20 protein-coding genes are annotated in these 20599 nt (G+C 58.4%); 8 read left to right on the top strand and 12 right to left on the bottom strand.

The genetic code is table 11. The features are described 5' to 3' along the window. Nucleotides 1–130: 130 nt before the first annotated feature. From AB1A64_RS12145 to AB1A64_RS12135, 3 genes are all read right to left on the bottom strand, one after another. On the bottom strand, nucleotides 131–928 hold the full coding sequence (locus AB1A64_RS12145; protein WP_170412557.1) for a S49 family peptidase: 798 nt from the start codon (nucleotides 926–928) through the stop codon (nucleotides 131–133). A 114-nt stretch (nucleotides 929–1042) separates the two neighbouring features. Next, nucleotides 1043–1804, bottom strand: coding sequence for an ABC transporter permease (locus AB1A64_RS12140; protein ID WP_170377866.1), 762 nt, complete (start codon nucleotides 1802–1804; stop codon nucleotides 1043–1045). Then, nucleotides 1801–2730: an ABC transporter ATP-binding protein gene (locus tag AB1A64_RS12135; RefSeq protein ID WP_366551649.1), complete on the bottom strand. Its 930-nt coding sequence runs from the start codon at nucleotides 2728–2730 to the stop codon at nucleotides 1801–1803. The genes AB1A64_RS12140 and AB1A64_RS12135 overlap by 4 nt, the downstream gene beginning before the upstream one ends. 171 nt (nucleotides 2731–2901) lie before the next feature. On the opposite strand from AB1A64_RS12135, the gene AB1A64_RS12130 reads away from it, so the two are divergent. After that, nucleotides 2902–4029: a CaiB/BaiF CoA-transferase family protein gene (locus AB1A64_RS12130; protein WP_366551648.1), complete on the top strand. Its 1128-nt coding sequence runs from the start codon at nucleotides 2902–2904 to the stop codon at nucleotides 4027–4029. Between the two features lie 40 nt (nucleotides 4030–4069). Here the strand turns inward: AB1A64_RS12130 and hemE are convergent, their stop codons facing one another. Then, nucleotides 4070–5104, bottom strand: a complete 1035-nt coding sequence (gene hemE, locus AB1A64_RS12125) for a uroporphyrinogen decarboxylase (protein ID WP_366551647.1) — start codon at nucleotides 5102–5104, stop codon at nucleotides 4070–4072. Nucleotides 5105–5211: 107 nt separating this feature from the next. Here hemE and hemC point away from each other — a divergent pair, with 107 nt between their 5' ends. Continuing rightward, nucleotides 5212–6171: a hydroxymethylbilane synthase gene (hemC, locus tag AB1A64_RS12120; RefSeq protein WP_366551646.1), complete on the top strand. Its 960-nt coding sequence runs from the start codon at nucleotides 5212–5214 to the stop codon at nucleotides 6169–6171. Between the two features lie 222 nt (nucleotides 6172–6393). Here the strand turns inward: hemC and AB1A64_RS12115 are convergent, their stop codons facing one another. From AB1A64_RS12115 to AB1A64_RS12080, 8 genes are read right to left on the bottom strand one after another with little or no spacing between them, the layout of a single operon-like run. Beyond that, complete coding sequence (locus tag AB1A64_RS12115) at nucleotides 6394–7671, bottom strand: aminotransferase class III-fold pyridoxal phosphate-dependent enzyme (RefSeq protein WP_366551645.1); 1278 nt, start codon at nucleotides 7669–7671, stop codon at nucleotides 6394–6396. Nucleotide 7672: 1 nt separating this feature from the next. After that, nucleotides 7673–8776, bottom strand: a complete 1104-nt coding sequence (locus AB1A64_RS12110; protein WP_366551644.1) for an enolase C-terminal domain-like protein — start codon at nucleotides 8774–8776, stop codon at nucleotides 7673–7675. Then, complete coding sequence (locus tag AB1A64_RS12105; RefSeq protein WP_366551643.1) at nucleotides 8773–9879, bottom strand: enolase C-terminal domain-like protein; 1107 nt, start codon at nucleotides 9877–9879, stop codon at nucleotides 8773–8775. Before AB1A64_RS12105 ends, AB1A64_RS12110 begins: the two co-directional genes overlap by 4 nt. Next, nucleotides 9876–10160, bottom strand: coding sequence for a cupin domain-containing protein (locus AB1A64_RS12100; protein ID WP_366551642.1), 285 nt, complete (start codon nucleotides 10158–10160; stop codon nucleotides 9876–9878). The genes AB1A64_RS12105 and AB1A64_RS12100 overlap by 4 nt, the downstream gene beginning before the upstream one ends. Next, complete coding sequence (locus tag AB1A64_RS12095; RefSeq protein WP_366551641.1) at nucleotides 10157–11263, bottom strand: enolase C-terminal domain-like protein; 1107 nt, start codon at nucleotides 11261–11263, stop codon at nucleotides 10157–10159. The genes AB1A64_RS12100 and AB1A64_RS12095 overlap by 4 nt, the downstream gene beginning before the upstream one ends. Next, nucleotides 11260–11832 carry a dimethylsulfonioproprionate lyase family protein gene (locus AB1A64_RS12090; RefSeq protein ID WP_366551640.1) on the bottom strand — a complete coding sequence of 191 codons (573 nt, stop codon included), beginning with the start codon at nucleotides 11830–11832 and terminating at the stop codon, nucleotides 11260–11262. Before AB1A64_RS12090 ends, AB1A64_RS12095 begins: the two co-directional genes overlap by 4 nt. Before the next feature lie 2 nt (nucleotides 11833–11834). After that, the gene (locus AB1A64_RS12085) at nucleotides 11835–12917 is read right to left on the bottom strand and encodes an alcohol dehydrogenase family protein (protein ID WP_366551639.1); all 1083 of its coding nucleotides are present in this window, start codon (nucleotides 12915–12917) and stop codon (nucleotides 11835–11837) included. Further along, complete coding sequence (locus AB1A64_RS12080) at nucleotides 12914–15370, bottom strand: FAD-dependent oxidoreductase (RefSeq protein WP_366551638.1); 2457 nt, start codon at nucleotides 15368–15370, stop codon at nucleotides 12914–12916. The genes AB1A64_RS12085 and AB1A64_RS12080 overlap by 4 nt, the downstream gene beginning before the upstream one ends. 68 nt (nucleotides 15371–15438) lie before the next feature. On the opposite strand from AB1A64_RS12080, the gene AB1A64_RS12075 reads away from it, so the two are divergent. From AB1A64_RS12075 to AB1A64_RS12050, 6 genes are all read left to right on the top strand, one after another. Then, entirely contained in the window at nucleotides 15439–16326 is an 888-nt protein-coding gene (locus tag AB1A64_RS12075) for a MurR/RpiR family transcriptional regulator (protein ID WP_366551637.1), read from the top strand. After that, a complete protein-coding gene (locus AB1A64_RS12070) occupies nucleotides 16323–17411 on the top strand; it encodes an aromatic ring-hydroxylating dioxygenase subunit alpha (RefSeq protein WP_366551636.1) in 1089 nt (362 codons plus the stop codon). Before AB1A64_RS12075 ends, AB1A64_RS12070 begins: the two co-directional genes overlap by 4 nt. A 19-nt stretch (nucleotides 17412–17430) precedes the next feature. Next, nucleotides 17431–18249, top strand: a complete 819-nt coding sequence (locus AB1A64_RS12065; RefSeq protein WP_366551635.1) for a hypothetical protein — start codon at nucleotides 17431–17433, stop codon at nucleotides 18247–18249. A 20-nt stretch (nucleotides 18250–18269) separates the two neighbouring features. After that, the gene (locus AB1A64_RS12060) at nucleotides 18270–19010 is read left to right on the top strand and encodes a sulfotransferase family protein (protein ID WP_366551634.1); all 741 of its coding nucleotides are present in this window, start codon (nucleotides 18270–18272) and stop codon (nucleotides 19008–19010) included. A 17-nt stretch (nucleotides 19011–19027) separates the two neighbouring features. Next, the gene (locus AB1A64_RS12055) at nucleotides 19028–19411 is read left to right on the top strand and encodes a carboxymuconolactone decarboxylase family protein (RefSeq protein ID WP_170350759.1); all 384 of its coding nucleotides are present in this window, start codon (nucleotides 19028–19030) and stop codon (nucleotides 19409–19411) included. 425 nt (nucleotides 19412–19836) lie between these two features. Next, the gene (locus AB1A64_RS12050; RefSeq protein ID WP_366551633.1) at nucleotides 19837–20307 is read left to right on the top strand and encodes a YbaK/EbsC family protein; all 471 of its coding nucleotides are present in this window, start codon (nucleotides 19837–19839) and stop codon (nucleotides 20305–20307) included. Nucleotides 20308–20599 lie beyond the last annotated feature (292 nt).

Raw genomic sequence — 20599 nt, 5'->3', positions numbered from 1 at the left:
GATCCTGAACCGCCCGCAGCGCGGACATCTTGACGATTGCAGCCTCTTTTGCCCCGGAAAGCGCAGCTTTCCGAACATCGCCAGCACACCCATGGCGATCAGAAACAGGGTGACAATCTTGATAATCACGTCACAAACCGAAACGCGCGTAGGCTGCACGCTCCTCAAGGCCGGCAACGGCATCCTGTGCCAGCGAAGCCCCAAAGCGCGACCAGAGAGGTTTGCGCAGCCCATAGCGGCGGAACTTGACCTTGTCGCCAAAGCGTTCCTGCAACTTGGGCTTCAGATGCGCGATGCCATCGATCAGTCCCAGTTCTTGCGCGCGCCGGGCCAGCCAGACCTCGCCTGTGAACAGGTCCTGGCTTTCGTCCAACTTGCCGCCGCGCCGGGTTTTGACATGGGTGATGAAATTTTCGTGAATGTCAGCCAACAGCACTTCCAGCCGAGCGACGTCTTCTTTTTTCTCGGGTGCAAACGGGTCCAGCATAGACTTCGATTTGCCGGCGGTATGCACGCGGCGCTCGATACCCTGTTTTCGCAACAGGACATGCGCTCCGAATCCCGAAGAGATCACCCCGATCGACCCCAGAACCGAACTGTCATCGGCGTAGATCTCATCCGCGGCTGCTGCCAGCCAATATCCGCCCGAGGCTGCCACGTCTTCGACAAAAGCAATGACAGGAACATTCAATTCCTCAGATAACCGTCGAATACGCGCTCCGATCAGAGAGCTTTGGACCGGCGATCCACCGGGCGAGTTGACTTCAAGCGCGACGGCGGCAGGTTTTCCCTTGCGAAAGGCTTTCTCAAGCACGGGTGCCAGCGCAGTGTCGGACATCGATCCACGACCGGCCATTCCAATTGCACCGGACAGGCGCACAACGGCCACGCAGGGTTGCTTTTTAATAAACGGCAGGCTGAGTTTCATGGGTGCCGATGTAGAGTGCCCCCAACCGGTAAACAAGGGACCGATTTACCGATAGACGTGACGTGAACACATTTCCTGAGGCCAGAGGGCAAAAATGCAACGCCTCTCTGTGGCTTAGCTACGAATGCGCCAACCGGTTTTAAAGATCCACCAGATGATGCCAAGGCAAAGGCCGGTAAAGGCCAGAATGGCCAACAGGCTAAGCCCGATCGGAACATCCGCCAGCCCATAAAACGACCAGCGAAACCCCGAAATCAGATAGACCACCGGGTTGAACAAGGTGACCGTCTGCCAAAGCGGCGGCAGCATCGAAATGGAATAGAACGTGCCACCCAGAAAGATCAGCGGCGTCACGACAAGCTGCGGCACCAGCGACATCTGCTCGAAATTACTGGCCCAGATACCGATGATGAACCCCAACAGGGAAAAGCTGAGGCAGGTTAGGATCAGAAATGCAGCCATCGCAATCGGGTGTTCGATGCGCAAATCCACAAAGAAAGAGGCCGTAACCAGGATGACCAACCCAACGAAAAGTGCCTTGGTCGCGGCTGCCCCGACATAGCCGATCACAATCTCGATAAAATTCACCGGCGCCGAGAGAAGTTCATATATCGTGCCCAGAAACTTGGGGAAATAGATGCCGAAAGACGCATTGGATATCGCCAGCATCACCACCGACAGCATGATCAGCCCCGGCACGATGAAGGCACCGTAGGACACGCCTTCGATCTCTTGAATACGGCTGCCGATGGCGGTGCCAAAGACCACGAAATACAGCGAGGTTGATAGGACCGGCGACAGAAAGCTTTGCGCCAGGGTGCGGAAGAACCGGGCCATTTCGAACCGGTAGATGGCGGCAATGGCGGACCAGTTCATGCGGGCTCTCCGGACACCAGATTGACAAAGATTTCCTCAAGACTCGACTGCCGGGTTTGCACATCGCGCAACACCAACCCCGCCTGCGCCACATCATTCAACAATGTGGTGATCCCGGTACGATCAGCATGCGTGTCATAGGTATAGATCAGCGCATCACCGTTACCATTCATCGTCAGGTTATGCGCCGCCAGGCTGTCGGGAATGGTCTGGATCGGCTCGGTCAGCATCACCTCGATCTGCTTCTTGCCCATCTGCGCCATCAGCGTGTCTTTGTCCTGCACCAGTAACAACTCGCCTTTGTCGATAACACCGATGCGGTCGGCAATGGCCTCGGCCTCTTCGATGTAATGCGTGGTCAGGATGATGGTGACGCCGGCCTGTTTCAGCTCGGCCACGATCTCCCACATATCCTTGCGTAGTTCGACATCAACGCCGGCGGTGGGTTCATCCAGAAACAGCACGCGCGGTTCATGCGACAGTGCCTTGGCGATCAGCACGCGACGCTTCATACCGCCGGACAATTCCTTGATCGCATTCTTGCGTTTGTCCCACAGGGATAGTTTGCGCAGAATATCCTCGACCTTTGCATCATCGCGACCCAAACCGAACAGGCCGCGCGACAGGCGGACAGTATTTATTACCTTCTCAAACGGCTCCAACGCTATCTCTTGCGGCACCAACCCGATCATCCGGCGCGCGTCACGAAAATCGTTTTGGATATCGTGACCGCCTACTGCAACCGAACCCGAGGTCGGTGTAGTGATGCCGCAAATGGTCGAAATCAGCGTCGTCTTACCTGCCCCGTTCGGGCCCAGCAGCGCCAGGATCTCACCCTGCTCGATATCCAGCGAGACGCCTTTCAGCGCTTCAAACCCACCGGCATAGGATTTGCGCAGATCCTTGATCGAAAGAATGGTTGTCATGCAGGTTCCTCGTTCTGGCGGCGACCCTACCCCGCCCGCCCGACACAGAACAGGTCAATTCCGCACACCGCACTGCGCTTTTTTGCGGTTGGGAAAGGCGCCATTACAGGTGACTCCGGCCTTGCAATTCACGAGGCAAGGCGAAACCCTGCGCCGAAACGGAGGGGCGCAATGCTGAACGGTATTCGGATTATCGAGATCGAAGGGCTGGGCCCTGCTCCCTTTGCCGCCATGCTGCTGGCAGATATGGGCGCGGACGTCATCACCATCCACCGCAAAGGGCAGGCGGCAACACCCGGCATGCCGGAACGCTCGGTTCTGGATCGCGGAAAACGGTCGATTGATCTGAACCTGAAAGACCCGAGCGATCTGGAGATCGCCAAACGCCTGATCGCCACGGCCGACGCGCTGGTCGAAGGGTTTCGCCCCGGCGTGATGGAGAAACTCGGCCTTGGTCCCGAACCCTGTCACGAAATGAACCCCAAACTGGTATACGGCCGGATGACAGGCTGGGGTCAGGACAGCCCCTTGTCGGACACGGCTGGGCATGACCTGAACTATATCGCCCTATCCGGCGCGCTCTGGTACGGATCACCCCCCGATCAACCGCCGCAAACCCCCGCCACACTGGTCGGTGATATAGGCGGAGGAGCGATGTATCTGGTCGCTGGCCTTCTGGCCGGGTTGCTGAACGCACAGAGCACGGACCAAGGCACCATCGTCGACGCCGCCATTTATGATGGCTCGGCACATATGATGAACCTGCTAATGAGCCTGAACCAATCCGGTAACCTGTCAAACGCTCGCGGTCGAAGCCTACTGGATGGTCCCCATTGGAGTCGCACCTACACCTGTGCGGACGGCGGGTTTGTGACGGTTCAATGCCTCGAACCCAAATTCTATGCGCTGTTCCTGCAAAAGATGGGCCTGTCCGACGACAAGATTTTTCAACCCCAGTTCGACCCGTCGCTCTGGCCCGCGCAAACCCGCAGCCTTGCCGCCATATTCGCAGCGAAGCCGCGCGACCATTGGGCAAACTTGTTCGCAGGATCAGATGCCTGTGTCGCCCCGGTTCTCAGCCCGGCTGAGGCACAGGCCCATGAGATGAACTCCGCCCGAAACACATGGCTGCGTATCGACGGTGACCTCCAAGCCGCCGCCGCCCCCAGGTTTTCCAACCGTACCTGGGCCCCGAAACCAAGCCCGACACGCGGCGAACAGCGCTTGGAAATTCTCTCCGAACTCGAAACTCTTCGCCGATCCGCCCCCTCATCTGGCAAAAAATATCTCGGGGGATGAATTGGCCACAGGCCAAAAAGGGGGCTGGCCCCCTTCCCGATTACCGTCCGCGCACCGTGTCGATCATCAGCTGCACATTCGCAGGATCCGCATCCGGCGTAATTCCGTGCCCCAGATTGAAAATATGCGGCCCTTTGGAAAACGCCTCGACAATCCGGCGCGTCTCATCCACCAAAGCCTGGCCCCCGGTCACCATATGGGACGATGCCAGATTGCCCTGCACACAACCATCCACCTGCACATGCTCGGCCCCCCATTCAGGCGAGACCGAGTTGTCCAGCGCCACACAGTCTACACCCGTTGCCTTGGCAAAACCGATATAGCCATCCCCGGCCTCACGCGGGAAACCAATCACCGGAACGCCAGGATGGCGTTCCTTGATGGCCTGCGTGATCACCCGACAAGGCTCAAGCGCATATTTCTGGAACGCTTCGCCCTTCAGTGACCCGGCCCAGCTGTCAAAGATCTTGACCACTTCAGCCCCGGCCTCGATCTGCGCCGAGAGGTATTCGATTGTCGCCAGCGTAATCCGATCCAACAGTGCCTCGAACAGGGCGGTGTTTTCCTCGCGCAGCGCATGCGCGGGCCCCTGATCCGGCGTGCCACGCCCGGCGATCATGTAGGTCGCCACGGTCCAGGGCGCGCCTGCAAACCCGATCAGAGTGGTCTCGGATGGCAATTCGCGCGACAAGATGCGCACCGTCTCATAAACCGGTGACAGGGTTTCGTGGATATCCTCGACTGGCTTCAGCGCATCGAATTCCGAGGCTTGCGTGATGGTCGACAGACGCGGGCCTTCACCCGTGACAAACCACAAATCCGCGCCCAGCGCCTGTGGCACCAACAGGATATCGGCAAACAGGATTGCCGCGTCGAACCCATATCGGCGGATCGGTTGTAGCGTCACCTCAGCGGCCAGTTCGGGATTGTAGCACAGCGACAGAAAATCCCCCGCCTGCGCGCGGGTTGCGCGGTATTCGGGCAGATACCGCCCGGCCTGACGCATCATCCAGATCGGCGGCACATCCTGTACCTCACCCGCCAGTGCCCGCAGCAGTTTCTTTGTCTCGGCCATCTTTGCCCCCAATCGTCTGGTTTGTCGCAACGGGTCGGCCCTCAGTGGCAATTTGTCAAGCCATGCCCCCATTGTCAGGGCAATGTGACGCGACTAAAGCTGTCGCCATGACACTGACCTTGCCTTCCCCCGACTCACCGCTGAAGATTGGCACCCGTGGTTCGCCTCTGGCGCTGGCGCAAGCATATGAAACCCGGCAACGGCTGGGCACCGCATTTGACTTGCCGGACGAGACGTTCGAGATCGTGGTGATCAAGACCACCGGCGACAACCGCGCTATGATCGACGCGGACCGCCCGTTGAAAGAGATCGGCAACAAGGGCCTGTTCACCAAAGAAATTGAAGAGGCGATGCTACGCGGCGATATCGACATCGCAGTGCATTCCACCAAAGACATGCCGGTGGAACAGCCCGCAGGTCTAGTGCTGGACACGTTCCTGCCGCGCGAAGATGTGCGTGACGCGTTTATTTCACCCAGCCTGACCTCGATCCACGATCTGCCGCAGGGTGCCGTGGTCGGCACCTCATCGCTCCGCCGCAGGGCGCAATTGCTGAACCGACGGCCTGATCTGAACGTGGTTGAGTTTCGCGGCAATGTGCAGACACGCCTGAAGAAACTGGCTGACGGCGTGGCGGACTGCACCTTTCTGGCCATGGCAGGCATCCGCCGCCTGAACATGGCCGAGGTTCCCGCCACGGCCATCGCCCCCGAGGACATGCTGCCCGCAATTGCTCAGGGCACCATCGGTATCGAGCGTCGTAGCGACGATTCCCGTGCAGCGGGTATGCTCGAAGCGATCCACCATACCGAGACGGGTCAGCGCCTGGCCGCTGAACGCGCCCTGCTGGCGGCCCTGGACGGGTCCTGCGAAACCCCCATCGCGGGTCTTGCCGAAGTGCAAGGCGGACAACTGCGCCTGCGCGGCGAAGTGCTGCGCCCCGACGGGTCCGAGGCGATTGCCGAAGACCAAACCGGTGCAATTTCCGACGGCCCCGAGATGGGCCGCGTCATGGCACAAACACTGTTGAAACAAGCAGGTCCGGGCTTCTTCGATTGGAGAAGTTGAGAAAAATTTGAGTAATGTGAATTACTTCACTGTAGGTTGCATTCCGATCTGGCATCAAGGTGTCATACCGATGTGGTGAAGGGGCGATCTCGATAAAGTCGAAAGTTTTTTCAGTTTATTCGCTTAAGTGGTATTCGAGGGGGCGAGACTGCACCAAATCACTAATCGGTTAGGGCCGCTGTCATATTTCGACAGCGGCCCATTTCTTTTCAGATCACTCAATCAGACCGCACTGATCGCCTGTACGGCCGTTTCAACAGCCGCCCGGGTCTGTTCCAGATCAGCTCCGGTGACAGCTAGTGACGGATAGAGCTTGCCCGGAGATTTGAATATCCCATTTGCGCGCAACGTATCGTTGTAGAGGGTATTTCGTTGTGGATCATCATGTCTGGCGCTGCGGTAATCGCGACAGGCCCTATCGGTAAAATAGATATCGAACAGCGTTTCATCTCCGACGACCTGATGTGGAATACCCGCCCTGGTCAGCGCGTCGACCTGCATCTGCTGCAATGCCACCCCAGTTGCCCGCAGCTGGTCATAAACGCCGTCGCGCCGTAAAACCTCGAGGGTTTTCAAACCTGCAACCGAAGCCACTGGATTGCCCGACAAGGTGCCCAGCTGCATCAGCCAGCCTTCTTCGCCGACCTGCGCCTTGTTGAAATGCTTCATGATCTCGGCGCTGGCACCCAGCGCGGCCAGAGGGAAGCCGCCGCCTGTAGCTTTACCCAAAGTGCAGATATCGGGCGTCACACCGTATTTTTCCTGCGCGCCACCATAGGCGAGACGGAACCCGGTGACGATCTCGTCAAAGATCAGCAGAACGTGGTGCTTGTCGCACAGATCGCGCAGGCCCTGCAGGTAACCGGGGTCGGGCGGCACGATCCGTTGCAACGGCTCAACCATGATTGCAGCGACGTCATTGTGTTCGTCCAGCAGGGCGGCCACTGCCTCAAGGTCATTAAATGGCGCGACCAGCACCTGTTCGGCCACGCTGTCGGGGATACCGGCACTGTCTGGCACGGCTTGTGGAAAGTTGACTTGCCGGCTGGGCGCAAGACTCATCTGTGCCTCGGCGCTCATGCCGTGATAGCCGCCTTCGAATTTCAGAATCTTGCTGCGCCCCGTATAGGCGCGGGCCAGACGGATCGCGTACATGTCCGCCTCTCCTCCCGAGGCGACAAAGCGCACCTGTTCGCAACAGGGCACCGCATCGATGATCGCCTCGGCCAGTTCAATGCCTTTGGCGTTGTTGGCAAAGAAGGTCATGCCTTTGGGCAATTGCTCCAGTACGGCCTCCATCACCTCGGGGTGGCCATGACCCAACAGCATGGGGCCCGACCCGATCAGATAGTCGATATATTCATTGCCGTCTTCATCCCAGACACGGCTGCCTTCGCCGCGGGCAATGATGATGCCTGGGTCGAAATTGCCGAACCCTCCGGCGGGCAGAACTGCATTGGCGCGGTCGATCCATTCGGATTGTGTGCCTATCTTCAGCATCTCAAACGATCTCCAATATCGGGTAACCAAGAACTTCCGGGTCAGGTGAAACACCTAATCCTGAACCTTCGGGCGGAGCAATCCGGCCGTTTTCACGATTTGGTGCATCCTGGCAAAGGCGAGGGGCCACATAGGACGACAGGTCACAGGTATTCAGCAATGACCCGTGCGGCGTCGACGCCGCAAAGTGCAACGAAGCGGCCGTAACGATGTCCGACCCCCATGTGCATTCGGCGCAAACCTCGGCCCCCAGATGCACGGTCAGGTCCCGCGCGCGACGCATCGCCGATAAGCCGCCGAATTTTGACAATTTCAACGCCACTGCATCCATGCACCCCAGTTCATGCGCCCTCATGAGCGAGGCCAGATCAAAGGCGTTTTCGTCAATCTTCATCGGCAAGCCGGTGGCCTGCCGCACAGCGGCGCAGTCTTCCAGCGTTTTACACGGCTGCTCCAACATCACGTCCAGATGCGCCACGGCCCGTCCTGTGCGCGTGGCTTGCAATCGCGACGCGCCACAGTTCCAGTCGCCATAAACCAGTGGGCCCGGCCCAACGGCCTCACGCACTTTGATCAGACGTTCCGCATCGGCCTGCCAGTCGCCTTCAACCCCCAGCTTGACCTGAAACTGGCGAATGCCGGTTTGATAAGTGGCTGTAGCAATCCGCGCCATGTCGTCTGGCGCGACACAGGTGATCGAATGATAGAGCGGCATATTCTTTCGTGTCCGCCCGCCCAGCAAAGCATAGACCGGTTGGCCCGTGGCCTGACCAAACAGGTCCCACAGGGCGAGGTCGACAATGGACTTGGCATAAAGATGCCCTTGCAGGAATCCGTCCAGTTTACGCATCGGTGCGTCGACGCCAAACGGGGAAACCCCTATGATCTGCGGCCCCATTTCCGCCACCGCCCCCGGCACGCCATCAGCATAGGCCGGAAGGTAATGGGGGATCGGGCAGACCTCGCCCCAGCCTCTCAGGCCGGTATCCGTTTCCAGACACAGGACGTGTGTTTTAACCGTGGCGCAGGTCTTACCCTCGGCCATGTGGTAGGTCTCGTGACTGGTCAGGTCGACGGACCAAAGCGTTATCTTGGTGACCTTCATTCGTAGACTCCAATCGGATCGCCAAGCGCCTCTTCGTCGGGATGCACGCCAAGTCCCGGTGTTTCCGGCAGGTGCAGGTGGCCGTCGATGTTACGTGGCCCACGGCCACCCGCGATATCGACAGTGATCATATCCTGACAAGCCCAGACCGCGTGGCAATTGTCATCCGGGATGGTGGCGGCAAGATGCAGCGCCTCGGTATCGGCCAGAACCGAGCCGCCGGTGGCCATCACAAACATGTCGATCCCATGCGCCAGCGCGATATCGCGCATTCGCGCCGCTTTGGTCAGACCGCCGACGCGGTTCAGCTTAATCCCGAACACCTCGGCCAGCCCCTCGCGGGCAATCCGCGCGGCGTCCTGCAAGGTGACCAGGCTTTCATCTACTGACACGGGTGAGGCATGACGTCCCGAGATCGCGGCAATATCATCCAGCGTCTCACCGGGTTGTTCAAAAATGACGTTCAGATCCTCGCAGGCGCTCATCACTTGCAGGGCCTGTTGCCGGGTCCAGCCCCGGTTGACATCATATAGGACAATCTCACCGGGTCGCCGAATGCTTTCCACGTCGCGCACACGGGCAATGTCACGCTCGACGTCACCGCCGATCTTTACCGAATGGGCAACGTAACCGCGGTTGCGATACCGCTCCATGACCTCGCGGGTTTCGTCCACGGTCTTGGCCCCGACCGAGGACGCAATCGGACGGGGCGTACGCAACCCGCCACCCATCAGGTCCGCTATCGGTAGGCCCGCCGCCTGACCGGCGATATCCCAGCACGCCATGTCGATCGGGCTTTTGGCATAGAGATGTCCGGGCAGCGCATTATCCATTGCGCGTTCGACCTCAAGTACTTTGCGCGGATCAAGGCCTAGAATGAACGGTGCCATCGTCTGAATGCCCCCGCGAATGCCCGGCCCATGCGCGGGCACATAGGTGTGACCCCATGGAGTGCCCTCACCCCAGCCGATCAGCCCGGCATCAGTTTCCACCTTAACCAGCGTCGCATCAAGCACATCGAATTTCAGCCGCCCACCAGACAGCCAATAGGGATGCTCTAACGGCAAATCGACGTGATAGACCGAAAGGCGGGTGATCTTCATTTCAACTCCACTTCGACAAAGGACATGGGGGCATCCCCGGCGTTTATGACGTTATGTTCCACCCCTTCGTCGCGGCGATAAGCAGTACCGGCGGGAACCATCACTTCGTTGACCGTTCCTTCGGGCAACTCCAGACGCATCTGGCAATCGGTGACGGCCATGATGACGTAGTCCATCGCGTGACGATGCCAGCCAGTTTCAGCGTCGGGGACAAAGTCAAAGCGCGTCACCCGCACACGCGCGTCATCAATCATTTGGGTTGCAACAGCTTGCGGTCTCATAATCTAAACTCCTCAACCGGCGCACCGAGGCTTTCGAAATCGGGCACTACGCCCATTCCTGGTGCATCCGAGGCGTAGAGCTTGCCATTCCGCGACATTGGTCCGCCGATTCCGGTAGATCGCGTGTTGTAGTTCATCAGGTCGGTCGTGTTTTGCAGGTATTCAGACGGGGTCGAGGTGGCAAAATGGGCAACGGCGGCGGTAGCAATCTCACCGCCCCAGGTATCCTCGCTGACCACCGGAATGCGGTTTTCGACCAGATAGTCCCGCACCCGCCGCGCCTTGCTTAGCCCACCAAGGTTCGAGATTTTGAGGCAGCAGATCTCGGCCCCGCGATCTGCGACGATGCGCTGCGCCATGTGCATACCAGTCAGGCATTCATCCAGCTTCATCGGTTGCTCGGCCACGCGGCGTACCTGCTGGCATTCTTCATAGGTGCGGCAGGGCTGTTCCAGAATGTAATCCAGATCGCGCGTTGCGCGCGCCACCCGGATCGCGTTGTCAACGCGCCAGCCCTGATTGGCATCGGCCATCGCCTTTTCGCTCGGTTCCAGCAGTGGCACCGTGGTTCGAATCCGATCAATGTCCGTGACCCAGTCGCTGCCGACCTTAATCTGAAACTGCCGGTATCCCTGCTCGCGGTACCGGTTCATTTCGACGACCGTCTCATCCACCGCTTTCTGAGGCGCGACCCGGTACATCGGCGCTCCGTCTGTCAGCTTTCCACCCAGCAACATCCAGACGGGCTGATCACAGGCCTTGCCCAGGATATCCCAACATGCCGCATCGAACGGAGCCTTGGCGTATCCGTGCCCCTGCACCATATGGTCCATCTGCTGTTCGACCCACCCTACCTGTCGCGGGTCTTCGCCCAGCAACTTTGGCGCGACCAATCGGGCCAGCGCCGCCACGCCTTCGGAATGCGCAACCATGTAGTTTTCACCACAAGGCGTGAATTCTCCGCACCCCTGCAGACCCGCATCTGTGTCGATGACGACGACTGACGCAGTTGCGGTTTCAATCGCGTTGCCCGCGCCCCAAACGTAAGCACCGCCCACATAAGGCAGACCGGTCTGAAACACTCGCACACGGGTAATCTTCATGCGGCATCCATTCGTGGCAAATCACCCATTCCCTCGCCACGCCAAAGAACGAAGGTCAGGATCGGCTCATCCATTGTGGTCATCGCATGGCTTTGCCAACTGAGGTGATGGCGTGTCTGGTTTGGGCCGACATAGGTATCGTTTCCCTCGACAAGAAACCTCGCTCCGCCCCCTACAACCAAATAGAGTTCCTCAGCTTGGTGGCTGTGCCAATCATAATTCAGCCCCGCGCCCCAATAGGCAACGTAGCCGCGTAGCTGGGTCGAATGGAAATGCCCCGTTGGCCCGAACAATTCATAATAGCCGTAGCGGTTTAGGAAATCGGCCCCGACCTCTTCTTCGGTATAGGTGTGCTTCCATTGCGCCAGATGTGCGGTTGCCCTGATCGCATCGGACAGGGATTGCGTGGCGCCCCCGGTCGGGAATTCAGTTTGCTGAACCAACTCCACTGCCGGGATTTTGTTTGGCTCCAATTCTGTCGCCACAAGATCGTCAGGCCAGGCGCCAAAACCCGAAAGATCAGGGTGGGATTGATGCAGCTGCCGGGCGGCTTCTAGAACGTCGTCCATTGTCACGGGATCACCACAATGTTGCCTGTGTGTTGTTTGGCGATAAAGGCCGCCTGTGCCTCACGCAATTCTTCCAATGGATAGGTAGCCGCCAACGCAGGCTTGATCTCTCCGGCCTCGATGTATTTCACGAGGTTCTGCATGACCTGCGGGTCGATCACGGTCGAGCCTGTGAAGGTCAAATCGCGCAGGTAGAAAGTACGCAGATCAAACTCGACCATCGGCCCCGCGATCGCACCCGAGCACGTATAGCGCCCGCCGCGTTCCAGACTGTCGATCAGGTTCGGCCAATAAGGGCCTCCGACCACATCGGCCACTACGGTGATCTTTTCTGCACCCAGAGCTGCGCGAAGGTTTTCCGGCGCACGGGGCAAAATCCTGTCGGGGCCTAATTTGGCGACGTCTGCATGCTTGGTCTCGGACGCCATTGCGATCACACGCGCGCCGCGCCGTTTGGCCAATTGCACCAGTGCGCCCCCAACGCCACCCGAGGCCCCTGGCACCAACACGGTGTCCTTGTCGGTCACATTTGCACGGGTCAGCATGCCTTCGGCGGTCGAATACGAGCATGAAAAAGTGGCCAGTTCCGCATCCGTGAGGTTCGAGTTGATCGGTACCGCGTTCACCGCAAGCGTCGTGGCATATTCGGCAAATCCGCCATCCCGTTCGGACCCAAAATAGCCGGTCTTGTCCATATTGCCCGGATCGTCCGGATCGCGCAGCCAGCCATCGGTGATGACGCGCTGACCAATGCGGGCGCTGTCCACCCCCTCGCCCACGGCAACGATTTCACCACAGATATCGGCCCCCTGAATGCGCGGGAAGGTGATCGGGTTGCCGCCCCAGGTGGGGTCCTCTTCGCCGACCTCTTCGAACGCACCACCGGTCGTCGCATCGGTGACTGTCTTCGAATACCAGCCAGACCGTGTGTTCACGTCTGTATTGTTCAAACCGCAGGCCGCGACCTTAATCAGTACTTCCCCAGCGGCAGGTTCCGGGCGCGGCCAGTCCTCATGCAACACCATCTGTTCAAGGCCACCATGGCCCATCGTGACCATAGCTTTCATTGTATCGGGCAGGCTCATTGTACAGTCTCCAGTATGGTGTCAGTTCGGGGCAGCAAGCTGTCGGGGTCATAGGCCGGTTCACCCAACACGCGGGCCGCGCGGGGTTTGCCGTGGATCACCACCTGCAACGCGGAACCGGGGGTTGCAGCCTCGGGCTTGATATAGGCAAAGGCCAGAATCTTGCCGACCGTATGACCATAAGCCACCGAGGCCGTCGAACCCACGACGCGACCATCCAGCATGACCGCTTCGCCGCCATGGCCGTCGATCTCTCCGTCGGGTTCGATCTCAAGATAGGCGCAGATCCAGGGCAGGTCAGAATTCAGGGTTTTGTCTTTGCCCAGATACTCCTTGTCTGTGCGCGCAAAGCGCAGCACATCAGCCTCGGCCAGAGTGACCTCATTGGTCAACTCACCCGCACCTTTGAAGCCCTTTTCCATCCGCATCACGTTCATGGCAAAGCTGCCATAGTCGGTGATGCCATGTGCCTCACCCGCGGCCCAAAGCGCGTTGTAGACGTCAAGACAGGCGGCATTGGGCATGTGAAGTTCCCATCCCAGCTCACCTGCATAGGACATGCGGAAGGCCCAGACCTTGTGGCCTGCGATGGTGATCTCCTGCGCGGACAGCCAGCGGAACCCGGCATTGGTCAGATTGGCATCGGTGCAGCGGGACAGTACGTCGCGTGACCGGGGACCGTTCAGCGACAAGGCCGACCAGTCGGCAGACAGAGCGGTAATCTGTACATCCTCACCGGCGCGCTGGTGTGCCAGATGATCCAGTAGGCGCTGTTCAAAGAAAGCTGCACAGACCAGATAGAAGCGGTCCTCGGCCATTCGGACAATCGTCGTTTCCAATTCGATCCGCCCGCGTCGGTTCAACATATGGGTCAGCGTGATCGAGCCCACCTTTTGCGGCATCCGATTGGCGGTCAACCGGTCCAGCAGGGCGCGGGCGTCCGGGCCCGAAACCTCGACCTTGGTGAAAGCGGTGACATCCATGATGCCGACCCGTTCGCGCACCGCATTGACTTCAGCTGCGACCATGTCGTCTGCCGGTGTGCGGCGGAAGGAGTAGTGATCGTGCTGCTCAACCCCATCCCGCGCGAACCAGCGGGGGCGTTCGAACCCATAGACCTCTTCATGCACCGCGCCTTTGGAGTTCAGCAGCTCATACAGCGGCGATGGCTTGATCGGGCGGCCTCCCAGACGATTGAAATGCGGGAAAGGGATTTCATGGCGCAGGCAGTAGTCTTCCTCAGCCTTGATCACCTGCCAGTTCTTGTTGGCATACGCCCCAAACCGGCGCGGGTCGAATTCGCGCATCGAGATATCGGCCGCCCCATGCACCATCCAGCGCGCCAGTTCGCGGGTCAGGCCCGGCCCCCAGCCGATGCCGATCTGCGTCCCGCAACAACACCAATAGTTCCGAACACCCGGTGCGGGGCCGATCAACGGGTTGCCATCGGGGGGATGCGAGATCGCACCATGCACATCGCGCTGAATGCCCAACTCAGCAAAGACCGGCATCCTGTTCAGGCTTTCTTCAAGCCACGGTATCACACGGTCGTAGTCCGCATCGAACAGCCAGTTCTCGTATTCCCAAGGGCAGTGATCATGCCAGACCGAGTTCGGGTTCTCTTTTTCGTAAATCCCGATCAGCCCGCGCTGCTGCTCCATCCGGATATAGCCCGAGACTTTGCGATCATCGCGGATCACCGGCAGTTCCGTATCTAGGTTCTGGAACTCCGGCACCGGCTCGGTCACGAAGTAATGGTGGGTCATCGAAGTCATGGGCAGTTGTAGCCCCGACCATTCGCCCATCTGACGGGCATAGGTGCCGCCAGCGTTCACCACATGCTCGCAGGTGATGGTGCCCTGCTCGGTCTCAACCACCCATTCGCCATTGTCGGCCTGCGTAATGTTGGTGGCCCGGCAGTTGCGGAAGATGCGCACACCCTTTTGGCGCGCGCCAGTTGCCATCGCCATGGTGACGTTGGTCGGGTCTACATGTCCATCATCCGGCGTGTATAGCGCGCCCAATACACCGTCGAGATTGTAGAACGGGTGCAGTTCCGCCACCTTCTCGGGCCCCACGAGTTCAATATTGAATCCCAGCGAGCGGCCCACCGACAGGGTGTGACGTAACCAGTCCATCTCATCCTCGGTATAGGCCAGACGGAACGATCCGCAGCCATGCCATGTCACCGGCTGGCCGGTCTCTGCCTCAAGCGCACCTGAATACAAACCGATGTTGTAGTCGACGCATTTGCCCAGACCAAAGCTTGAGGTCGAATGCGTGATCTGGCCCGCCGCATGCCAGGTGCTGCCGCTGGTCAGTTCAGCCTTTTCCAGCAGGACGGTATCATCGCCCCACCCCTCGTGCGCCAGATGATAGGCCAGACCGACCCCCATGACGCCGCCTCCGACGATCACCACGCGGGCATGTGACGGCAGATTCTTCTCGGACATGATTTTTCCTCTTCCCGAGTCGCGTTTCTGCTCGACAGGCTAATTCCACAAATGTACCATCGTCAATCATGAATGACACAAATGTATCATCAATCGTTCTCGACCGCCTCACCGAAGAGTGGGACGCCCTGACGCCCGAGGCACAGAAAGCCGCGCGTTACGTGCTGGAAAACCCCACGGATGTTGGGGTTTCGACCGTGCGCGAGATCGCTGAGGCCGCCAATGTGAAACCCAACACCTTTGTGCGGATGGCCCGGCAGGTGGGCTTCGACGGCTACGAGGATTTTCGCGCCCCATTCCGCGATGCGATTCGGCAGGGCACCGTGTCGTTTCCAGATCGCGCCCGCTGGTTGCAGACCATAGGCAAGTCGGGTGAATTGGGCGGCCTTTATGCCGATATGATCGGCGCCGCGATCCGCAACATCGAAGACACCTTTGCCGGAATCGACGCCGACCGACTGAAAGCCGCTGCCGAGGATATCTGGAATTGTCGCCAGATCTTCACGCTGGGCGTAGGCGTCAATAACGCGAACGCACGCAACTTTACCTATCTGGCCTCTACGGGCATGAAGCAATTTCACGCCATCCCCCGCCCGGGCTCGACCCCGGTCGACGATCTGGCCTGGGCCGACGAAAAGGATGTGCTGATCGCCATTACCTGCCACCCCTACCGGACCGAAGTAATCGACGCGATCAAACTGGCGCGGCAGCAGGGCCTGACTGTCATCGGCCTGTCCGACAGCCCCGCCAGCCCGGTGATCCTGAATGCGCAACACGGATTTGTCGTCGCTGCTGACACGCCACAATTCTTCCCGTCCTCCGTTTCGACCATCGCTTTGTTGGAAACGCTGCTGTCCTTCGTGATTGCGGTTTCCAGCGATGAGATCGTCGAAAGGGTGGAGCGGTTTCATCAACGCAGGCACCAGCTTGGCCTTTACGCAGAGGAGCCCGAATGAACGCCCCGCTGACACGTTCGCTTGATGCGCGATACTACACCGACCCTGCGATTTTCACGCAAGAGATGCAGGGCCTTCTGGCCCGAACATGGCAATTCGCCGGACACGTGGCGCAAGTCCGCGAAACAGGGGACTACTTTGCCTTCACGATTGCCGGGCAGAACCTGTTCTGCATTCGGGGTCGCGACGGAGAAATCCGCACCTTTTACAATGTTTGTCAGCATCGGGCGCACGAGATGGTCACCGGCGCCGGCAACACCCGCGTTGTCGTCTGCCCCTACCATGCGTGGACATATGAATTGTCCGGCCAGCTGCGCGCAGGACCTAACATCAAATCCGTCCCCGGCTTTGACCGTAGCACCATCTGCCTGACTTCTGTCCGGACCGAAGTGTTCAACGGCTTCATCTTCGTCAATCTCGACGATGACGCCGCGCCAATGGATGAATGGTTCCCAGGCGTCCGCGAGGAAATCCGCGCCTTCGTCCCCCACATCGACGATTTGGAGCCGTTGGAGTGGGTCGAGATACCCGAGAACTGCAACTGGAAGGTTAGCATCGAGAATTACTCGGAATGCTATCACTGCCCGACCAACCACCCGACTTTTGCCGAAGGCGTGGTCAAACCCGAGACCTATGACATTCAACCCGATCCAAGCGGCGGCTACGTGCTGCGCCACACGACGGAATGCCAGAGCCTCGACAAGATGACCTATCCCATCGACATGTCGGTGCCTCATGCGGGTGATTATCAGTCGTGGTTCCTGTGGCCGATGTTTTCATTCCAATGCTACCCGGGCAATGTGCTGAACACCTATCACTGGCGCGCGGTCGACGCTGACCACTGCACCGTCTGGCGCGGCTGGTATACCGAAGGCGGGTCGGAAAGTGCGGTGATCCGGCAACTGGCCGTGCAGGATCGTGAAACCACTGTCGAAGAAGATATCCATCTGGTCGAAAGCGTCCACCGGGGCCTGAAATCCCGTGGTTATCGCCCTGGTCCACTGGTGCTGGACCCCGGATGCGGAGTGATGTCGGAACACTCGATTGCCCGGTTGCAACAATGGATGCGCGAGGCAGTAGATTGATGATGAAGGTGAATCCCCCATGCTGATGCCCGAAGACTGGCAACCGGAACACAAGCTATTTCCGCATCAGGTGGGTTTTACCTCTCCACCATTCGACTTCGATGCGGCTCCGTCCGATTTCCTGCGCATCAGCCCGGACACCGTAGGGGTACATGGCTGGATGCTGCATGTTCCAGACTATGTGCATGGGCTGGATCAGCGAAAACAGAATTTCGGGATGCTTGAGGATTTTGTTCACTGCATGTCCCGAAACGGCGTCGATGTGTGCGGTCAGGTCGGGTCGAACTGGGTGCATGCCTGCGGGCTGGGCGTTGAAGGCGTACGACAGCATTGCGCGGATCTGTCCGACAAATACGGCACGCAGTTTCATATGGCAGGATACGCCATGATTGAAGCGCTGCGAGAGATGAATGTGGAGAAGGTGGCGTTGAACGCTGCCTATCATTGGCCGGAATGGTGGCAAGGCACAGTCGGGTTCCTGCAAGAAGCCGGGTTCGACGTTTTGTATGCCGGCAATTTCCATGATCAGGGATGGTTTGCCAGTCAAGAAGATGTGAACAGCTATCGTTGGGTCTTTGAAGGCGATCTGGCGCTCAAAAGCTTTGAATACGTTGCCGAGCAAGCCCCGAATGCCGATGCGATCCTAATCAACGGCATGTGTAATTTCCGCACCGGTCCGAACGGTCTGCCACAACGGCCTCTGCATTTGGTTGAAGATCTTGAGGCCGTCTTGGGTAAACCTGTGATCGGCCACGACATCGCGCTCTATTGGCGCATCTTCAGATCCCTTGACTTGCGGCCCGCAACACCACTGGGTCAGCTTCTGAAAAGCCTGTAGATCAAAGAGGGCTGAAACCCATGCACAAAATACTCGCGCTCTGGGCGGTGCCCCGGTCCACTTCAACGGCCTTTGAATGGATGATGCGCCAGCGCGGCGATCTGGATTGCCTGCACGAACCCTTCGGCGAGGCATGGTATCAGGGAGAAGACCCACTGTGGCACCGGTTCAAACCGGGGGATGTCACAACGCCCGGCCTGACACTTGGGAAAGTGTGGCAGGACATAAAGTCCCGCGCCGAAAAAGCACCGGTCTTCATCAAGGACTTTCCGCACTACATCAACCATATGTGGGATGCCGAGTTCCTGTCCCACTTCAATCATGCCTTCCTGATCCGCGACCCGGCCAAAACGATCACCTCGATGTTCAAGCGCTGGCCAGATTTTGCAGAAGGAGAGGTTGGCTTCCCCGAACAGCGCGCGTTATTCGACCTTCTAACTGCCCTGAACGGCACCCCTCCGCCTGTGATTGACAGCGATGATCTGCTGGAAGACCCCCGTGCCATGACAGAGAAATTCTGTGACGCAGTGGGCATTCCTTTTATCGAAGACGCCTTGACCTGGGAGGCGGGTGGCGATCCTTCAGCCCATAGCTGGTGGGATGGCGGATCGTTTCACGCCAATCTCGCGAACTCGACCGGCTTGGCGCCGCAACCTCGCAAATATTTGTCAATCGAAGAGGCGCCTGATCGGGTCAAACAGGTGCATCGCCGGATGAAGCCGCATTATGATCACCTCTACAAACATCGTCTGACGCGCTAAAGAACCGGAGACACCAAATGGCAGACATTTTCGACGAAGACCTGTTCCTCAAAGGGTTGGAACAACGCAAAGGCACGCTCGGGGCCGAATACGTAGAAAAGAACCTGGCGTCCGCGGATGACTTTACGCGCCCGTTTCAGGAGGCCATGACAGCCTGGTGCTGGGGTTTTGGCTGGGGCGACAGCGTAATCGACGCCAAGACGCGATCGATGATGAACCTGTCGATGATCGGCGCGCTGGGGAAAATGCACGAATGGGAAATCCACTGCAAAGGCGCGATTAACAATGGTGTCTCGAAAGAGGAAATCAGGGCCATCATCCACGTGATCGGCATCTATTGCGGCGTGCCCCAGGCGCTGGAATGCTTCCGCGTGGCGCGAAAGGTGCTGGAAGCCAAATAAATGCCCAAACTAGTCAAATTTAGGCAGGCATGACTGGCTCAGTATCAGGCTTCGGACCCTAAGTTTGTAAGTATATCGACAATCTCGCCGCGCCTCGTACCGATTAAGGCGTGTCGGGCAGAGCGAGGGGCGGACTGCATGAGTCTTTTGACACGCCTTGTCGTCTCATACGATCAGGACGCCAAGAGCCATGTGTTAGATATGCATGGCAACCTCATCACTGTAACAAACAAGCCAAGCAGAGTCCTCCCAACCTTTTTTCAATACTTGAACAGCCTACATCAGGGTTGATCATTGCGACTGTACCCCCCTTGCCCGATCGACTCAATGGGCGCACAATATGAGCTCATACACAAATTTGCGCCCTGGGTGCGCACCGTGACACGCTTCGCGTCCGGGACGCCTTCTATGAAATGGAGGGCACCATGACTATTGCATCTCGTCTGAAACACCATTTGGACTCCCAAGGGCTTCCCTTTGATACTGTCCCGCATCCCTACGCCGCCACTGCAAGTGAATGCGCAGAAGCGGCACATGTTCCGGGCGACCACCTTGCAAAGTCCGTCTTAATACACATGGAAGAGGGTCCGATTCTTGCAGTTCTGCCCAGTAACCATCAGGTCGACCTCACAGCTCTGCAATCGATGATGGATCGGCGCCTTGGTTTAGCTCCTGAATCCGAAATGCGCGAGTTGTTTGATGATTGCGCTCTTGGCGCGATACCACCTGTAGGTGATGCCTATGATCTGCCGACCGTTGTGGACAATAGTCTCACTGGCCTCGACAGGGTTTGGTTCGAAGCCGGAGACCACCAAACTTTGATTGAAATGCTCGGGAAGGATTTCGACACGATGATGAAAGACGTTAAGCACGGCGCTTTCTGCTGCATGCATTAAGCTCTGGCGTGTTTTTTCGCTGGTTTACCCCGCTCCGCGGGTTTTTCTCAGCTACGGGAGTATGATTTGCCCCTGTGCTCTTTGTGTTATGGTTCTGACGGGTTGAGGGTGTTAAGCGATTGATCTTTGGGGATCAATTTTAGTTTGAACGGGGAGGTTTGAGTTATTCCGACGCTGGTTGCGGGATTAGGATTTGAAGCTACGGTCCAGCGCTTTGCGCGTTCGTCAGGTAATCGATCCACTGGATCGATTTCTGTTCTTCCTCACCCTTCAGGTTATGAGCCTGCCGAGG

This window comes from Ruegeria sp. ANG10, from assembly GCF_040705255.1.
Classification (GTDB): Bacteria; Pseudomonadota; Alphaproteobacteria; order Rhodobacterales; family Rhodobacteraceae; genus Ruegeria.
The sequence above is the reverse complement of the archived record's forward strand: the minus strand, read 5'-3'. Positions and strand labels throughout refer to the sequence as shown.